We start from the raw sequence: 15,538 nt of genomic DNA on the forward strand, positions 1-15,538 counted from the left end.
AAATATTATCTATAATTCCAAAAAATATTTTAGGATTTTCAATGCCACTCTCAAAGTTAAAAGAAAAACTGCAAGATAAAATCGACTTATCGCCCTATTTTGGGGAAGTCGTGCAAATAAATGAAGATGTAATCAAAGCGCGAGGTTTAAGAACCTCAATTGGCGATATAATCCGCATTCAAAACGCAGAATCTACCGCAGGTGACGCGCTAAATGGCATTGTAAGTGCAATCAATATCGATACATTTTCCATTATCCCCTTTACCTCCACGCACGGATACAAAATCGGCGATAAGGTTTTTCTCTCGCAAAAGGGACTTAAAATCGGCGTGGGAGACGCGCTTTTAGGGCGAATCGTAAATACTTTTGCAAATCCCATCGATGGCAAAGGCGAGATTAAAAAAGATGAGTTTGTCCCCATTTTAAGCGCGCCGATAATGGCGATGAAGCGCGGACTAATCGATGAAATTTTTAGCGTGGGGATAAAAAGCATTGATGGACTTTTGACTTGTGGCAAAGGGCAGAAAATGGGGATTTTCGCGGGAAGTGGCGTGGGAAAATCCACGCTTATGGGAATGATAGTGCGCGGAAGCAAAGCGCAAATCAAAGTTGTCGCGCTCATCGGCGAGCGAGGGCGGGAAGTGCCGGAGTTTGTAGAGCGAAACTTGGGCGGAGATTTAAGCAACACAATAATTGTCGTGGCGACTAGCGATGATTCTGCGTTTATGCGAAAATATGGCGCATTTAGCGCGATGGCGATTGCGGAGTATTTCAAAAATAAAGGATGTGATGTGCTTTTTATGATGGATTCCGTCACGCGATTTGCCCAAGCGCAGAGGGAAATTGGACTATTTTTAGGCGAGTCGCCTGCGAGTAAAGGTTATCCGCCATCGGTGTTTTCTTTGCTTCCGCAGTTGATGGAGCGAGCGGGAAAGGAAAAGGGCAAAGGTTCGATTACGGCGTTTTTTACGATTTTGGTTGAGGGCGATGATTTGAGCGACCCAATCGCCGACCATAGCAGAAGCATTTTGGATGGGCATATCGCGCTATCGCGTGAGTTAAGCGAAAAGGGGATTTACCCGCCTATCGACATTCTCGCTTCAACTTCGCGTGTGATGACAAAAGACTTGGTTTCGCAAAAGCATTTGGAGAGTGTGGCAAAATTCCGCAAGAACTACGCACTTTTGAAGGATAATGAGATTTTAATCCGCATCGGTTCATATCAAAAAGGTAGCGACAAAGAGTTAGATTCTGCGATTGAGAAAAAAGAGAGGATGGAGCGATTTTTGGAGCAAGATTCGCAGAATCTTAGCGATTTTGATGAGATTTATAGGCAGTTAGAGGCGATTTTTAGTTAGATAAATCCACCATCCAAAAATACCCAATTTCATCATTTTGATTATACAAATCCACCTCCGCCACGATATAGCTAAACTCATCGCGCACATTTTTCACTCTCCCCACGCCAATGCCCTCAAAAAAAATGCCATCCAATCCGCTTGTGATGACTTCATCGCCCTCTTTTATGTCCTGCCACGCGGCGATGTATTTCACTACGACATTTCCACTGATGTCCGTTTGTAAAATGCCTATATTTTTGTTTTCGCCTACAAATACGCCGTAGCTGACTTTTGAGTCGCCATTCAAAATCCCTTGCAATAATCCATCTTTGTAAAGGGCGATACCAGCGGTGTAGCCGTCTTTTATAAGTCCGTAAATCTTTTCTTTTGCGGGGGGATTTGTGGGATTTGGCGTGGAAACTTTTTTCGCAGAATCTAGTGTGGGGTTTTTCGCAGAATCTAGTGTGTTTGGTGTGAAAAATTGCCTAGATTCTGCGATTTTTGGCGCAGAATCTAGTGAAAAATTATTCGCAGAATCTCGCGCATTCGCAGAATCTAATTTTGGCGCAGAATCTACCGCAGATTCTGCGATTTTCGCGGGATTTTGCACTTTTAGCCACACTCGCAAATACTGCCCCATCTCTACAAATGAATACGCGCGCACGAGCGTTGCACTGACTTCGAGTGGCTTTATGTTTGTTTGCGTTAGGGAGCGCATTTTCGCCACTTCGCTTTGTAGGTTTGCGATGATTATGTCGTTTTGCTCTTTTTGGATTTTTATGTTTTTAAGTTCGCTAATTTGCGCGCTTTGATTTTTGTAGGTGGCGAAAGTCTCGCTGATTGCGGAGGTGGCGTCATTTATATTGTCTCTAATTTTATTTCCAAACGCCACGCCGTAGCGAAAAATATCATTATTCACTCCCGCCAAAAATAAAATAAAAACAGCTAAAATACAGCTCCACAGCCAGATTCTGCTCCGTTTTTTCAAGCGTCATTAGTCCTCATAGAATAATTGCTCGAAAATCTCATCATCCTCCATCGCCTTGCCTGTGCCTTTTGCCACGCTCAAAAGTGGCTCATCCGCGACATAAACGGGCAGTTTCACAATCTCGCTTATGTATTTATCAAGTCCGCGAATAAGAGCCCCGCCACCCGTTAGCACCACGCCATTTTCCACAATATCGCCCGATAAATCCGGTGGCATAACTTCAAGCACAGATTTTAGCACATCGACAATGTCGCGCAGTGGCTCTTTTATCGCGTCTCTTATGTCCTCGCTAGTTAGCTCAATGGTATTTAGCAGTCCGCTAACTTGGTCGCGCCCCTTTACCTGCATACTGATGGTTTTTTCAAGTGGGTAGGCACAGCCGATTTTTAGCTTGATTTCCTCGCCTGTGCGCTCGCCAATCAAAAGATTATACTTTTTGCGGACATAATCGACAATCGATTCATCCATCTTATCCCCTGCCACGCGAATAGATTTGCTAATAACAAGTCCGCCAAGTGAAACCACGCCAATTTCAGTAGTCCCTCCGCCGATATCCACTATCAAGCTTCCCTGCGGGTCTTTGATAGGCAAACCTGCGCCGATTGCCGCTGCCATCGGCTCATCAATCGTTCCTACTTTTCTAGCACCAGCACTCATAGCGGACTCAATGACGGACTTTTTTTCCACGCTTGTAAGCCCATAAGGGACGCAAACAGCAATGCGAGGGCGGATAAATCGCTTTCTATCGTGCGTCTTTTCGATAAAATAGCGAATCATCTTTTCTGTCATCTCAAAGTCCGCAATCACGCCATTTCGCATAGGGCGAATCGCCTCAATGCCACTTGGCGTTTTGCCTAACATTTCCTTTGCTTCTTTGCCGACTGCTAGGACTTTGCTTCGCCCGTATTTGTTATTTTGCACCGCGACAATGCTAGGCTCGTTTATCACAATGCCCTTGCCGCGCACCAAAACAATCGTATTTGCCGTCCCCAAATCTATCGCAATATCTTGTGAAAATAGCCCTATGATACTATCTAAAATCATCTTTTTCCTTTCAAATAATTTCTTTTTTCTTTGCTTTGTTTTTTATGAGCGTAGGCGCGCTTTTGCCCGTCACAAAGTCGCTTGTGATGACTAATTTAGCATTTGCGTAGTCTTTTATATCAAACATTAAATCAACCATTAAGCCCTCCATAATCGCACGCAACGCCCTTGCGCCCGTTTTGCGCTCGATTGCCTTTTGGACGATTAGTCTTAGCGCACTTTCCTCAAACTCCAAAGCGACATTATCTAACGCAAAAATCTTTTGATATTGGCGAATGAGCGAGTTTTTGGGCTTTAAGAGAATATTTAGCATTGCCCTTTCATCAATCTCATCAAGCGTAGCGATAATATGAAGTCGCCCGATTAGCTCAGGTATCATTCCATAATTCATCAAATCGCTTGAATCCACCAAATGAAAGTAATTTTCGTCATTGTTAATCGCCTTTTTCTCAGTGGTGAATCCTAACATATTGCTACCCAAACGGCGTTTGATAATGTCATTTAGCCCATCAAACGCGCCTCCGCAGATAAATAAAATATTTTCGGTGTTTATTTGCACGAACTCTTGGTGCGGGTGTTTGCGCCCACCTTGCGGAGAAATATTTACCAAACTGCCTTCGATTATTTTTAGCAATGCTTGTTGCACGCCCTCGCCAGAGACATCGCGGGTAATGGAGCGATTTTCGCTAACACGCGCGATTTTATCAATCTCATCGATGAAAATTATGCCCTTTTCTGTGCGCTCTATATCGTAATCTGCCGCTTGATAAAGGCGTGTGATGATATTTTCCACATCTTCGCCCACATATCCCGCCTGAGTTAAGCTCGTGGCATCGCTTATCGCAATAGGCACATCTAAAAATTTCGCAAAAGTCTGCGCCATAAGCGTTTTGCCACTGCCTGTGGGACCGAGCAATAAAATATTTGACTTTGCGATTTCTACGCCATCATCGCTAGATTCTGCGTTTATTTGCGAGATTCGCTTATAATGATTATAAACGGCGACTGAGAGCAACTTTTTTGCCCTATCCTGCCCTATCACATAATCATCAAGCGCGGCTTTCAAATCCTTTGGCGAAATGGCGCTAAAATCGACTTCTTCGTGCTCGTGTGTGCGAAAATTGCCCTGCATTGCGACTTGCGCCATAAACATTCGCAGTGTATCCTCACTAGCGAAAATCGCCTCGATTTCTTTATTCGAATAGCAACTTTTGCAAACAAAAACGCCTTTTTTGGTGTGAATGGGATTGTTGCTTGAATCCTTGCAGTGGCAAAAATAGCATTCTTTTTTCATAAAATCTCGCCTTTTTTAGTTGTCATCGTCATTTAACTCGCCACGCACGAAAGGAATCCCCCGCTTGGTGCTAATTATAAATTCGCATATTTTTTTTATGCTTTCAGATTCTGCGTTTTTAAGCAAATCTTGTGCCAACTCTTTTATCGGTGCTTTACCCGAAAAAAGCACTCTATAAGTTTGCGAAATTTCATCAATCTCATCTCGCTTAAAAAGTTTTCGCAAGCGATATTTATTTAGTCCGCGAATCACGGCGTGATTGCCCTGCGCTATGCAAAATGGCGGTATATCTTGACTTAGCGCACTCGCCCCGCCAAGCATCGCTCCATCGCCGATTTTGACAAACTGATGAATGGCACTCATCCCGCCGATATTCACATCATCGCCGATTGTGATATGTCCGCCCAAAGTCGCGCAGTTCGCCAAAATGCAGTTATTGCCAATAATGCAATCGTGCGCAATGTGCGTGTATGCCATAAATAAATTATTATCGCCAATAATAGTTTTGCCCCCGCCACCGCTAGTGCCCGGGCTAAACATTGTAAATTCGCGGATAAGATTATTTTTGCCGATGATTAGCTCTGTCTTTTCGCCCTTATATTTCAAATCCTGCGGTTCATTGCCAAGTGCGGCGTGAGAAAAAACCTTCGTCCCATCGCCGATTGTCGTGTAGCCATCGATGATTGCGCCATCATAAATCTTGCAATTTTTGCCGATTTTGACATTTTCGCCAATCACGCAAAAATTCCCAATCTCCGTGCCTTCGCCAATATTTTTTGATTTTATAATCGAAGTTTTTGTCATATTTGTCCTTAAAAGATTCTGCGTTTAGATTCTGCGATTTTCGCCCTAGATTCTGCGACTAATCCGCAATCATCGCTTTTAGCTCCGCTTCTGCTACGAGTTTATCATCGACAAACGCCTTGCCATCAATTACCCAAACCTTGCCTTTATTTTTTAGCACTTCAACCTTATATACGAGCTTATCGCCGGGCTTTACCATTGAGCGAAATTTCGCCCTATCGATACTCATAAAATACACCAAACGCGAACCATCATTCACAGAATCTTCGCCAAACGCACTCTTAAACGCCAAAATCCCGCCTGTTTGCGCCATCCCCTCAATGATATAAACGCCCGGATAAATGGGACTTGCGGGAAAATGCCCCGCGAAAATCGGCTCATTAAAAGTGATATTTTTGTAGCCTTCAATGCGCGTGCCAAGCTCTAAATGCGTGATTTTATCCACGAGCAAAATGGGATATCGATGGGGTAGAATCTGCATAATCTCTTGAATATCGATTGTCCTCTCCATAATTCACTCTCCAAAATTGTATTTTGCAAAAATGGTAATTGTAGCATAAAATCCTTAATTTGCGCTAAATTTGTGGATTTATGTCGCAGATTCTGCGATTTTGCGCAAATCAAAGCATTACGCGAATCAAAGCATTATTTGTTTTGTTTGGATAGGATTTTAGCGATTACTACCCCGCCCCACGAGATTATCGGCGCACTAACCAAACCTAATGCCAAAGCAATGCCCGATTGCACTTCAAATGTAGCAATAATCGATATGACAAACGAAGCGATGGCGATGATTGAAGCTACGATGATTATCCACCCAGCTACGCGAGAAGCGAAACTTTTTGCTTTGAGTAGATTTTCACCAAAGACTATAATCAAAGGCACGATAGCGACAAACAATAAAAATACAATAAACATTATAGCTGTAACCAAATCACTCATTTTTCACTCCTTAAAAAAGCCAAATTATAGCGCAAAATTTTGGATTCACAACTCTATGATTTCAAAAATATCTGTGCTTTGAAAAATGGCATTTATGTTTATAGTGAGATTTTCAGCTGTTGCCAAATCTACCGCAATTATGGGCTTTATGCTATCGCTTCCCAAAAGTTTTGCGCGAAGTTTTAGCTCATCATCAAATTTTGGCGGATTGTAGCGCAAAGAAAGTGCGTTTTTGTGATTTGTGCCAAAGATTTTATTTGTAGATTCGACACTCAAAAATAGCGCGTTATCGGCGAATCCTACGGCAATTTTTTTACTATCCACGCTAATTTCGTGCCATTTTATATTGCGAATCTTTTGATTTTTCATCGCCTTTGAATGCGCGAAAATGTATGAATTTATCACTTCGCCATTGATTTTTTTTACATTTGCGTTTAGAAGTCGCCACGCATTTATGGTATTTTTTTGCAAGATAAACGCCCTACCCTTGCGCTCCAAATCCCACACTTTGGCAAAAATCTCACTATGATATTTCGCGCTCCCCTTTAACGCCCTGCCCCCGATTTCATCAAATAATTCAAGCGCGATTGCACCTTTGCGCTCCCTTTGTTTGGTAAGCGCAAACACACACCCGCAGTAATTCTGCCGATAGAGATTCGCGCTCTTTGCCAAATCCGCCTGAATCTGCGTCCCGCCATTGCTACGAAAATCCACTTTGATAAATTCTAATCCGTATTTTTGGGCGACATTATCGCCTAGCGCAAAAAGCTCATTTTGGGATTTCATCGGGCTTGTTAGAAGTGTGGTTGTGATTTTGGATTCGCCTAAATTCAGTGCCAAAAGCGCGGTTTTGTTTAGACGCGATTCAAAGCAAATACTGCAACGCTCACCCTTTTCGTCAGCGCATTCAAATCCCGCTACGGATTCAAGCCACGAATCTATTTCATATTCGCCACAAATTAGCGAGATTTGCAGATTTTCGCAACTGCGGCGGACTTCTTGCAAACGCAAATCATATTCATCGCTTGGGTGAATGTTTGGATTGTAAAAAAAGCCGATGAGATTTTCGTGCGGGTAGATTTCGCGCAGTCTTTGCAAAAAATAGTGGCTATCCACAGAGCAACAAATATGCACTAGCATTACAAATCCTTTTTATACGCATAGAGTAAAAATCCAGCGATGCCCACCGCAAAAACTACGCCCAAAAATATAAACAAACCATAATCCAATGTCATTTTTCACTCCATTTAAAATTTTGTTTCATATGAAACATTTTTAAGATTCGCGCGAATCCACACGCAAATCCAAATCTCGCCTTGCCTTTAACTGCCCACACGCCGCGTCAATATCCGCGCCTTTTGATTGCCGAATCGTAGCCATTATGCCCTTGCTGATTAAAAAGTCCGCGAATCTCTCCGCATTTTCTTTTAGCGGACGCGCAAATCTCGCGCCACTAAATTCATTAAACAAAATGATATTGACTTTTGCCTTTATGCCATCTAGCAATCGCACCAAATCCTTTGCATTTGCCAAATCATCGTTTATATCTCTAATCATCAAATATTCAAAAAGGACGCGTTTGCGCGTATTTATGGGGAATTTTCGCACACTCTCAATTATGCTTTCAATATTGTATTTTTTATTTATCGGCATAAGTTTATCGCGCACAGCGTCATTTACCGCGTGTAGCGAAATGGCAAGATTCACGCCCAAATCCAAACTCCCAAGTCGCTCAATCATCGGCGAAATGCCACTTGTAGAAATCGTCTGCCGTTTTGGCGAAATGGATAGCCCATCAATATCGCTGATGATTTTTATCGCCTTTGTTACGCACTCAAAATTATCCAGCGGTTCGCCCATACCCATATACACGATATTTACGCGCTTTTGGGGCGGAATGTCATTGTCTTTTTTAATCGCTACAATCTGCTCGACAATCTCGCCTGTGGCAAGGTTTCGCTTAAATCCGCCCTCCGCTGTTTTGCAAAATTTGCACCCGATTTTGCACCCGATTTGTGAGCTAACGCAAATACTCCATTTTTCACCTGCAATCATTTTGCCATTTTCATCGCTTTGCGATTCGCGCATTTTTATTAGCACGGATTCAAAGCTCTGATTGTCAATCGTTTTAAAGAGATATTTTTTTGTGCCGTCATTACTTTTTTGAATCTGCTCGATTTGCAAATTTTTTGCGCTAAAATTTTGGGCTAATTTTACACGCAAATCTTTTGGGATATTTATCATTTTGTCAAAATCATTTTCGTAATTCACATAAAGCCACCGCCAAATTTGCTTTGCACGAAATGGTGGATTTAGATTTGCTTTTAGCTCATCAAGTGTGAAATCAAAGATATTTTTTGTCATAAAATCGCCTTTGGATTCGCCCCAAAATTTGCCAAAATGTCTCGTGCGAATGCCTCTAATTTTTTATGCGCATCTTTGTGAAGTGCGATGAAATTTTTATGCGCATCTTTGTCGCAGTGATTTGTAATGCAAAAGATTCCAAGTGCGGGAATCTTAAAATAATCCGCGACTTTGAGCACAGAAAAAAACTCCATATTTTCTAGTAAAATCCCCGCATTTGTCATTTTGTGTGCGAAAATTTCGTCCGTGCAAATGTAGTTGCTACTATTGACAATCGCACGGGGGCGTGAATCCAAAATTGCGGTTAGATTCGCACCTAGATTCGCGCCCAAATTTTTAGATTTGCCATTAGATTCGCCCAATGTTTCATATGAAACAATTTCGATTTTGCTATCTAGTGGCGTGTAAGATTCGCCCTTACTAAATGATGATTCGATTTGCGTGGCGGAGTTGCTTACAAAAATATCTAGTAATTTTATGTCCTTGCTATACGCTCCCGCACTGCCGATGAAAACCAAATATTGCGGATTTTCGCGCAAAATAATCGCCGTTAGCTCGATGGCAGATTCCACCAAGCCCACGCCAATATCTTTGGCAAAGTTAAAATTTTCACCCCTAGCACAGATAAACATTTTTGTCCTTTTTTAGATTTGTGATTTTAGATTCGCACCACCAAGATTCGCAGATTTTGCACCAAAAAATTCATAACCGAATCGGCACACCATTGTCTGCCAAATATGTTTTCAAATCAGCGATTTGGATTTCATTGTAGTGAAATATACTCGCAGCTAATGCCGCGTCCGCACCATTTTGATATGCCTCCAAAATATGCTCCATTTTTCCAGCACCTCCACTTGCAATCAGCGGGATTTTCACATTTTTTGCGCTCCATTGTAGCAAGGGCAAATCATAGCCATTTTTCGTGCCATCGCTATCCATACTCGTTAGCAAAATCTCCCCTGCGCCAAGCGATTCGACTTGTTTTGCCCATTTAAAATAATCAATCCCCGTATCGATTCGCCCACCATTTATAAAAACGCTCCATTGCGATTGATTTTCAATGCGTTTGACATCAATCGCCACCACGATACATTGAGAGCCAAATCGCTTCGCGCCCTCTTCGATAAGCGCGGGATTTTTAATCGCAGCAGAATTTATGCTAACCTTATCGCACCCCGCATTCAAAAGCGCGTAAATATCATCTAAATTTCGCACACCGCCACCCACGCTAAATGGGATAAACACTTCTTTTGCGACTTTTTTCACCACCTCCAAAATCGCGCCACGATTTTCCACGCTCGCCGTAATATCCAAAAACACAATCTCATCTGCGCCTTTGTCATTATACGCCTTTGCGATTGCCACAGGGTCGCCTATGCTTTGCAAATCTACGAAATTCACGCCCTTTACCACTGCGCCATTTTTCACATCAAGGCAGGGGATTATGCGAAATGCTAAATTGCTATTGTTGTGTTTGCTTGAATCGCATTTTTTTTGCTCCATAAAATCTCCAAAAATTCCTTTAAAATTTGACTTGATATTTTATCAAAAAAAAGATAAAATGCGCGAAATTTTTCCCAAAGCATAGTTTTAAGGGGGCGTTCTATAAAATCGCAATCTAAATTTTTACACAAAAGCAAAAATGCCATTAAACCAAAAAAGCACTTGGGACAAAATTTTTTAAAAGATGAATTTTACTTAAATCAAATCATCGAATCTGCTTCCAAATTACGAAGCGACATCACACAAAGCGCGGGATTCGCGCCAGAAGTTGTCGAAATTGGAGTCGGCTTGGGTGATTTAAGTGCAAAGCTGTTAAATCATTTTGATTTGATAGCTTATGAGATTGATGCGCAATTATGCGAGTATTTGGCGGATAAAATCCCAAATTTGATAAACAAAGATGTTTTGGAGATTCCGCTAAAAAGCGGGTGGCTTTGTGAGATGCCATATATTTTGGTTTCAAATCTGCCCTATTATATCGCTACCAAAATCATCTTAAACGCGCTAAAAGACGATAAATGCGCAGGATTCGTGGTGATGACGCAAAAAGAAGTCGCGGAGAAATTCTGCGCTTCTGTGGGGGATAGCGAGTTTTGTGCGCTATCTGTGATGACGCAAACTTTAAGCAAAAGCGTTCATCTTGTAGCAAATGTCCCGCCAAGCGCATTTACGCCACCGCCAAAGGTGGAGTCTAGCGTTTTTTGCGTAGAAAAAAATGACAAAAAATGGAGCGCGGATTTTGAAAAAATGCTAAAAATCGCATTTTCTGCGCCACGCAAAAGAGCGATGAAAAATTTGGAGTCGCTTTTATCTAATGGGCGCGAGAGGCGCGAAATTTTTGGCGAATCTAATGGCAAATCTAGCGCAATTAGCGCGATTTTTGCGGATTTGGGGATTTCTCAAAATGCAAGGGCGCATCAAATTAGCACGGAGAATTACCAAAAAATTTTTATAAAAATGAAAGGATTAAACTATGGACAAAAATGAAAACAACGCGCCAAATGGGGCGCAAAATAACGATTCGCGCGAAATAAAAGGCGAATCAAAACCCGAAAAAAAGTCATTTTTTGGGCGGTGGAGGCGAAATAGCGCAGAATCTAGCGCAGATTCTGCGATGGGGCGAGATTCTGCGAAAAACGCAGAATCTAAAAGTAATTTTGCGTCAAAAAACGCAGAATCTAAAATCCCCCCCTCCCTTGCGGAGAGCGACATTGGGGGTGGGTTAAAAGCACAAAATAATAACGCAAAGTTTTTAAATAATAAAAATACCCACCCCCTAGCCCCCTCCGCAAGGGAGGGGGGAGAAGCACGCTCAAACTCCGCAAGGGGAGGTTTGAATGTATCCGCAGATTCTGCGAATTCTGCGCCACATTCAAAGGCAGATTCTGCGAATTTGGGCGAATCTAGAAGCAGTGCAAGGCATTTCAAACCCCATCATAAAAATTCGCAGAATCTAGCGCAAAATGCAGATGGCAAACATTCGCACAGCGCAAATCGCAAACCTTACAATAGGGTAGGGCGAGACTTGAATCGCAATGCAGATTTAAGAGATTCGCGCAACTCGGCGCACGAATCAAGAAATTTTTCGCATAATTCGCACGATTCAAGGCAAAATCATCAAAAACATTCCGCAGAATCTAATCACACAGATTCTGCGAATCTCATCTTGCAAGATGGCATTAGTGGCGTGAGCGAGGGGCTAAATGAGAAGTCAAATTTGGGGCTTCATAAGGATTTGAAAAAGGTTGTCGAGCTAAATAGCAAAAATCACAAATCATCGCTAAATCCCCACTACAAGCTGGATTTAAACACAAAGGCAAAGATTCGCATTACGCCACTAGGCGGACTTGGCGAAATCGGGGGCAATATCACGGTGATTGAGAGCCAAAACTCCGCGATTATCGTTGATGCGGGTATGAGCTTCCCTGAGGCGGATATGCACGGCGTGGATATTTTAGTGCCCGATTTTAGCTATCTCCACAGCATAAAGGACAAAATCGCGGGGCTTATCATCACTCACGCCCACGAAGACCACATAGGCGCAGTTCCGCACCTTTTCAAACAGCTGCAATTCCCTATTTATGGGACGCCATTGCCACTTGGTATGATTGGCAATAAGTTTGATGAATGTGGGCTAAAAAAATTCCGCTCATCGTTTCGTATCGTTGAGAAGCGAAAGCCCATAAAAATCGGCGAATTTGAAGTGGAGTGGATTCATATCACGCACTCTGTGATTGATGCAAGTGCGCTTGCGATTCGCACGGAGGCGGGGGTGATTTTCCACACGGGCGATTTTAAAATCGACCACACGCCTGTGGATAATTTCCCCACAGATTTGCATAGAATCGCGCATTATGGGGAGCAGGGCGTTATGCTTTTGCTAAGCGATTCGACAAACTCGCACCGCGCAGGTTATACGCCTAGCGAATCAAGCGTGGGACCATCATTTGAAAATGTCTTTAAAAACACGCAAGATAGGATAATTATGAGCACTTTTAGCTCAAATATCCACCGCGTTTATCAGGCAATCGAGCACGGCATAAAATACAATCGCAAAGTGTGCGTAATCGGGCGTTCTATGGAAAAAAACTTAGAAATCGCCCGTCAGTTAGGCTATATTCATATCCCGCAAAATGTTTTCATCGAAGCGCACGAAGTGGAGAAATATAGCGACAATGAAGTGCTTATCGTTACCACAGGTTCGCAGGGCGAGACGATGAGTGCGCTTTATCGAATGGCAACCGATGAGCATCGCCATATCAAAATCCGCGAGGGCGATACGATAATTTTAAGCGCAAAGCCAATCCCGGGCAACGAAGGCTCTGTCTCAAAAGTCATAAATTTTCTAATGAAAAGTGGCGCAAAAGTCGCATATCAGGATTTTAGCGAGATTCACGTAAGCGGACACGCCGCCCAAGAAGAGCAAAAACTAATGCTTCGCCTAATCAAACCCAAATTTTTTCTCCCCGTGCACGGCGAATACAACCACATCGCAAAGCACAAAGACACGGCGATAAAGTGCGGTGTGCCAGAGCGAAACATTTTGCTTATGGAGGATGGCGACCAAATTGAAGTCTGCCCTGCGTATATGAAAAAGGTGCGTAGCGTGAAAACGGGCAAACTTTTTGTGGATAATCAAGCGGGTAATATCGTGGATAATATGACGATTTTGGATAGGCAAAAACTAGCCGAAGACGGGCTAATCGTCATCGCAATGCAGGTGCAAAAATCCACTCTAAAATATGATGCGAGGATTCAAATAATGGGGCTTGATGATAGATTTTTCGCCAAAGAAGTCGAAAATGAGATAAAGCTCCATATCACGGGCGCGAAGCCTGAATCGATTGTCAAAACGCTTGAAATGGGACTAAAACAGCATTTGCGCAAATTTGCATTTAAGAAATTTAAACGATACCCGACAATTATTTTGAATGTGTATTTTGTGTAGATTTTGGGGCGTTGTTTAAGTCTTTTTGGCAATCGTTTGAATGATTTTGCATAAAACTGCGCTTAATTTGCAGAATCTAAATTGCAAAATGCGAGGCAGATTCTGCGATTTTACGGAGATTCTGCGATTTGCGTGAGATTCTGCGATTTTCGTGCGAGATTCTGTGAATCGCAGAATCTATTTTAATTTTCGCAGAATCTCTAAATATTTTTTGCTAAAATTTCGCAAATAAAATTAAAGGACACAATCTTTGAAGCACACAAATAAATCCGCAAACTACGCCATATTCACAATCTTTGCATTTGAATTTGCCCTGCTTATGCTATTTTATGCGTATTTGTATCCATACACTCCCTTTTGGGGCGATGATTTGCAACATTTGAGCGATTATGCGGGAAATCAAGCGCAAATTCGCTTTACGATGAGCGGATGGGTGCCTACGCGCGTGTTGCCAAGCTATTTTGACGCGCTTGTGGGTCTTGTGGGGGCGTATCTTTTGTCTCCGCTATTTGCGCTAAATTTACTAGATGCGCTAAATATTTCACACGCGATTTTTATCAGTGGTGGGTTTGTGGTGGCGCATTTTTGCCTATATAAGGTCGCTTTATCGCTTTGTGCGCGTGTTTATGCGCTGATTGCGTCTTTTGTGTTTATGCTTTGCGTGGCATTTGCGATGAAACCTAGCGCAATGCCACTTTTGCTCCCAGCGGAAAATTATATGCAAAATCATTATTCGATGAATATTGCAAATTGGTATCTTTTGCCTTATTTGTGTAATTTGGTGCTTGTGGGCGGACTTATGATTGCGCTAATTTATCGTGTTAGATTCTGCGCCTTCAATACTCATTCTGCCCCCCCCAATTCGCTAAATATCGCAGAATCTAGCGCGTTTTACTCGCTTTTTTCATCGCATAAATATCTTTTTTTAAGCGTCATTATTTATTTTGTGTATTTTTGCGCTTTCTCAATCGCGTCTGCAAGTGTGATTGGCGCGTGCTTTGCCTTTGTGTGCCTTGCTTTTTGCGCTTTTAAAAATGGCGTTTCTATAAAAGCAGTCTTTAAATCCATCGCAAACTTTGGCGCATTTGAAGCGGTGTGCGTGGTAATTTTGGCATTTAGTGCGTTTGCGATTTTGGGTGAAATCAAAAGTGATAGGGCGGATTACTGCGAGTTTAGCGGGATGAACTTTGCCTTTGGGGTGGAGTTTCTAATCGCTCAATTTAGAAAAATCAGCAGATTTTGGCGCATTATTTTGATTGCATTTCCCGTTTTGATGGCAATTTATTTTGCGATAAAGCGCGGTGCGTGGGAGCGCATTATATTTTTTATGAGTTTAGCGTGGATTATGTTGCTTTGTGTGGCGTTTTTTTTGATTTGCAGTAAATGTGGTGCGACTTATCATCTAATAAGTGGATTATTTTTATCGCTGTTTTATGCGCTTGGCGTGTGGCTTGGCATTTGTTTTAGGGTGCATAAAATCTTTTCTTTCATCATTCCATTTTTGCTAATTTACGCGCTTTTGCAAGGTGGATTTAAGGCGTATGATGAGCGTCCAAGGGCGTCTTATTGGGCGCATAGGCAGTGGGTGCAAAAGTGGCTAGATTCTGCGAAAAGTGCCGATGGTGCGGGATTTGACTTCGTGGATTTTGAAGTGCCATCGCACTTTCAGCATTTGCGCGAGGAATCGTGGCTTTGGGATAGCTTCTCGCGCACACTTTACACTTATGGCATTACCAAAAAACGCCTAAAAGTGCGCTTTGTCAAATCTAGCACAGCCAAAGAAAAATAATTTTACGCTACAATCGCGCACC

14 protein-coding genes are annotated in these 15,538 nt (G+C 42.5%); 4 read left to right on the plus strand and 10 right to left on the minus strand.

The annotated features are described in order from the left end of the window. Positions 1-41: 41 nt before the first annotated feature. Positions 42-1,358, plus strand: coding sequence for a flagellar protein export ATPase FliI (gene fliI / locus ACWIUE_RS06435; RefSeq protein ID WP_454135889.1), 1,317 nt, complete (start codon positions 42-44; stop codon positions 1,356-1,358). Here fliI and ACWIUE_RS06440 read toward each other — a convergent pair. The 10 genes from ACWIUE_RS06440 to hisF form a co-directional block, all read right to left on the minus strand. Continuing rightward, on the minus strand, positions 1,351-2,328 hold the full coding sequence (locus ACWIUE_RS06440; RefSeq protein WP_454135890.1) for a rod shape-determining protein MreC: 978 nt from the start codon (positions 2,326-2,328) through the stop codon (positions 1,351-1,353). The genes fliI and ACWIUE_RS06440 overlap by 8 nt on opposite strands. Positions 2,329-2,334: 6 nt before the next feature. Further along, the gene (locus tag ACWIUE_RS06445) at positions 2,335-3,372 is read right to left on the minus strand and encodes a rod shape-determining protein (RefSeq protein ID WP_454135891.1); all 1,038 of its coding nucleotides are present in this window, start codon (positions 3,370-3,372) and stop codon (positions 2,335-2,337) included. 10 nt (positions 3,373-3,382) lie between these two features. Continuing rightward, a complete protein-coding gene (gene clpX / locus ACWIUE_RS06450) occupies positions 3,383-4,666 on the minus strand; it encodes an ATP-dependent Clp protease ATP-binding subunit ClpX (protein ID WP_454135892.1) in 1,284 nt (427 codons plus the stop codon). Positions 4,667-4,681: 15 nt separating this feature from the next. Then, complete coding sequence (gene lpxA, locus ACWIUE_RS06455) at positions 4,682-5,470, minus strand: acyl-ACP--UDP-N-acetylglucosamine O-acyltransferase (protein ID WP_454135893.1); 789 nt, start codon at positions 5,468-5,470, stop codon at positions 4,682-4,684. 58 nt (positions 5,471-5,528) lie between these two features. After that, complete coding sequence (gene fabZ / locus ACWIUE_RS06460) at positions 5,529-5,981, minus strand: 3-hydroxyacyl-ACP dehydratase FabZ (protein WP_454135894.1); 453 nt, start codon at positions 5,979-5,981, stop codon at positions 5,529-5,531. A 134-nt stretch (positions 5,982-6,115) separates the two neighbouring features. Further along, positions 6,116-6,412: a hypothetical protein gene (locus ACWIUE_RS06465; protein ID WP_454135895.1), complete on the minus strand. Its 297-nt coding sequence runs from the start codon at positions 6,410-6,412 to the stop codon at positions 6,116-6,118. A gap of 45 nt (positions 6,413-6,457) precedes the next feature. Continuing rightward, positions 6,458-7,552 carry an epoxyqueuosine reductase QueH gene (locus ACWIUE_RS06470; RefSeq protein ID WP_454135896.1) on the minus strand — a complete coding sequence of 365 codons (1,095 nt, stop codon included), beginning with the start codon at positions 7,550-7,552 and terminating at the stop codon, positions 6,458-6,460. Between the two features lie 135 nt (positions 7,553-7,687). Then, the gene (gene rlmN / locus ACWIUE_RS06475) at positions 7,688-8,776 is read right to left on the minus strand and encodes a 23S rRNA (adenine(2503)-C(2))-methyltransferase RlmN (protein ID WP_454135897.1); all 1,089 of its coding nucleotides are present in this window, start codon (positions 8,774-8,776) and stop codon (positions 7,688-7,690) included. Next, the gene (locus tag ACWIUE_RS06480; protein WP_454135898.1) at positions 8,773-9,408 is read right to left on the minus strand and encodes a 5'-methylthioadenosine/S-adenosylhomocysteine nucleosidase family protein; all 636 of its coding nucleotides are present in this window, start codon (positions 9,406-9,408) and stop codon (positions 8,773-8,775) included. Before ACWIUE_RS06480 ends, rlmN begins: the two co-directional genes overlap by 4 nt. A 70-nt stretch (positions 9,409-9,478) precedes the next feature. Continuing rightward, positions 9,479-10,279: an imidazole glycerol phosphate synthase subunit HisF gene (gene hisF, locus ACWIUE_RS06485; RefSeq protein WP_454135899.1), complete on the minus strand. Its 801-nt coding sequence runs from the start codon at positions 10,277-10,279 to the stop codon at positions 9,479-9,481. Positions 10,280-10,423: 144 nt separating this feature from the next. Between hisF and rsmA the strand changes: the two genes are divergently transcribed. The 3 genes from rsmA (at position 10,424) to ACWIUE_RS06500 (ending at position 15,516) form a co-directional block, all read left to right on the plus strand. Next, entirely contained in the window at positions 10,424-11,266 is an 843-nt protein-coding gene (gene rsmA, locus ACWIUE_RS06490) for a 16S rRNA (adenine(1518)-N(6)/adenine(1519)-N(6))-dimethyltransferase RsmA (protein ID WP_454135990.1), read from the plus strand. Continuing rightward, positions 11,253-13,727: a ribonuclease J gene (locus ACWIUE_RS06495; RefSeq protein ID WP_454135900.1), complete on the plus strand. Its 2,475-nt coding sequence runs from the start codon at positions 11,253-11,255 to the stop codon at positions 13,725-13,727. The genes rsmA and ACWIUE_RS06495 overlap by 14 nt, the downstream gene beginning before the upstream one ends. A 250-nt stretch (positions 13,728-13,977) precedes the next feature. Continuing rightward, positions 13,978-15,516, plus strand: a complete 1,539-nt coding sequence (locus tag ACWIUE_RS06500) for a hypothetical protein (protein ID WP_454135901.1) — start codon at positions 13,978-13,980, stop codon at positions 15,514-15,516. Positions 15,517-15,538 lie beyond the last annotated feature (22 nt).

The sequence above is a fragment of the Helicobacter sp. 23-1045 genome (assembly GCF_053654655.1).

Excerpts from the sequence above, each read along its gene's own strand:
- fliI (WP_454135889.1), top strand. The coding sequence starts at position 42 with ATGCCACTCTCAAAGTTAAAAGAAAAACTGCAAGATAAAATCGACTTA.
- ACWIUE_RS06445 (WP_454135891.1), bottom strand. The coding sequence starts at position 3,372 with ATGATTTTAGATAGTATCATAGGGCTATTTTCACAAGATATTGCGATA.
- clpX (WP_454135892.1), bottom strand. The coding sequence starts at position 4,666 with ATGAAAAAAGAATGCTATTTTTGCCACTGCAAGGATTCAAGCAACAAT.
- lpxA (WP_454135893.1), bottom strand. The coding sequence starts at position 5,470 with ATGACAAAAACTTCGATTATAAAATCAAAAAATATTGGCGAAGGCACG.
- fabZ (WP_454135894.1), bottom strand. The coding sequence starts at position 5,981 with ATGGAGAGGACAATCGATATTCAAGAGATTATGCAGATTCTACCCCAT.
- ACWIUE_RS06465 (WP_454135895.1), bottom strand. The coding sequence starts at position 6,412 with ATGAGTGATTTGGTTACAGCTATAATGTTTATTGTATTTTTATTGTTT.
- ACWIUE_RS06470 (WP_454135896.1), bottom strand. The coding sequence starts at position 7,552 with ATGCTAGTGCATATTTGTTGCTCTGTGGATAGCCACTATTTTTTGCAA.
- rlmN (WP_454135897.1), bottom strand. The coding sequence starts at position 8,776 with ATGACAAAAAATATCTTTGATTTCACACTTGATGAGCTAAAAGCAAAT.
- ACWIUE_RS06480 (WP_454135898.1), bottom strand. The coding sequence starts at position 9,408 with ATGTTTATCTGTGCTAGGGGTGAAAATTTTAACTTTGCCAAAGATATT.
- hisF (WP_454135899.1), bottom strand. The coding sequence starts at position 10,279 with ATGGAGCAAAAAAAATGCGATTCAAGCAAACACAACAATAGCAATTTA.
- ACWIUE_RS06495 (WP_454135900.1), top strand. The coding sequence starts at position 11,253 with ATGGACAAAAATGAAAACAACGCGCCAAATGGGGCGCAAAATAACGAT.